Origin of the sequence: uncultured Campylobacter sp. (genome assembly GCF_938018145.1) — a bacterium.
Lineage (GTDB): Bacteria > Campylobacterota > Campylobacteria > Campylobacterales > Campylobacteraceae > Campylobacter_A.
On the sequence record NZ_CALIII010000058.1, the window covers coordinates 1 to 1,179 of the forward strand.

2 protein-coding genes are annotated in these 1,179 nt (G+C 47.2%); both read left to right on the forward strand.

All coding sequences use genetic code 11. From position 1 onward, the window contains the following. Positions 1-601, forward strand: a 601-nt coding sequence (locus Q0338_RS01375; protein ID WP_298085197.1) for an OB-fold-containig protein, incomplete at its 5' end; no start/stop codon positions are given. Positions 602-622: 21 nt separating this feature from the next. Further along, the coding region (locus Q0338_RS01380) for a flotillin family protein (protein ID WP_298085198.1) at positions 623-1,179 on the forward strand (557 nt) is incomplete at its 3' end.

A 1,179-nucleotide genomic window follows, 5' to 3' on the forward strand; every position in this document is an offset into this window, starting at 1 on the left:
TCTCGGCAATAACCTCATATTTTCCGTTCCGCTGGTTATCGTTGTAGTTTTTGCCTTGCTTGAGGTTATTTTGATGATGACCGGATTTTCGGTGCTTGAGCCGTTAAACGGCCTGTTTGACGGGGTGGATGGTATCGACGCGCCCGGTACCGAGCTGCTAGCATGGGCGAACAAAGGCGGCGTGCCTAGCACCGTTTTTTACGGGATTTTGCTTATGAGTTTTGGAGCGTGCGGGCTTTTTATCGTTAGCGTTTTTTATGGATTTGCGGCGCCTGCGTGGTATATGAGCGCGGTTATCGCCGCGGTTTCGTTTTTTATCGCTTTGACATGGACTAGATGGGTTAGTCTGCTCGCGGCAAAATACCTGCCTCAAGTGCAAAGCGCTGCGTTTAGTAAAAAGGAGCTTCTTGGCTGCGAATGCGAAGTAAAGGACTATAAAATAACCAAAGAGCAAGGCGGCGACGTTAAGGTTGCGGATAAAAACGGAAAAGAACGTTTCGTTTTTGCAAGGGCTGCCGATGAAAAAGAGCTTGTAAAAGGCGATATCGCGCTCATCGTTAGGATCGATAAAAATAACTTTTACATCAAGAAAAAACAGTAAATTTAATCTAAGGAGAATAGTATGAACATTGACGGGATGACTTCTTTGGCCGTATTTGTCGGCATAGGACTCTTTTCTATCATCATTTTGGGTATCGTCTTTTCAAGGCTTTACCGAAAGACGACAAAGGAGCTTACGTTCGTGCGAACGGGCTTTGGCGGCGAAAAGGTCGTTGTGGACGGCGGCGCGCTGATACTGCCGATACTGCATGATTATATCGACATAAATATGCAGTCGATGAAGGTCACGGTAGCTCGCTCTAAAAGCGATAGCTTCATAACCAAAGATAGAATGCGCGTGGATATCACGGCTGATTTTTATATCAGAGTGGGCGAGGATAGAGAGTCTATCTCGCGCGCGGCGCAAACGCTGGGTAAAAAGACGGTCGATCTAAGAGAGCTAACCGGGCTGATAGAAGGCAAGCTCATAGCCACGCTCCGCTCGGTGGCAAGCTCGATGGAGATGAAAGAGCTACACGAGAAAAGAGATGAATTTAGCTCTCAGGTCAAAAATGCCATCGAAGCCGATCTATCTAAAAACGGCCTTCAGCTAGAGTCCGTATCTCTTACGTCGCTTGA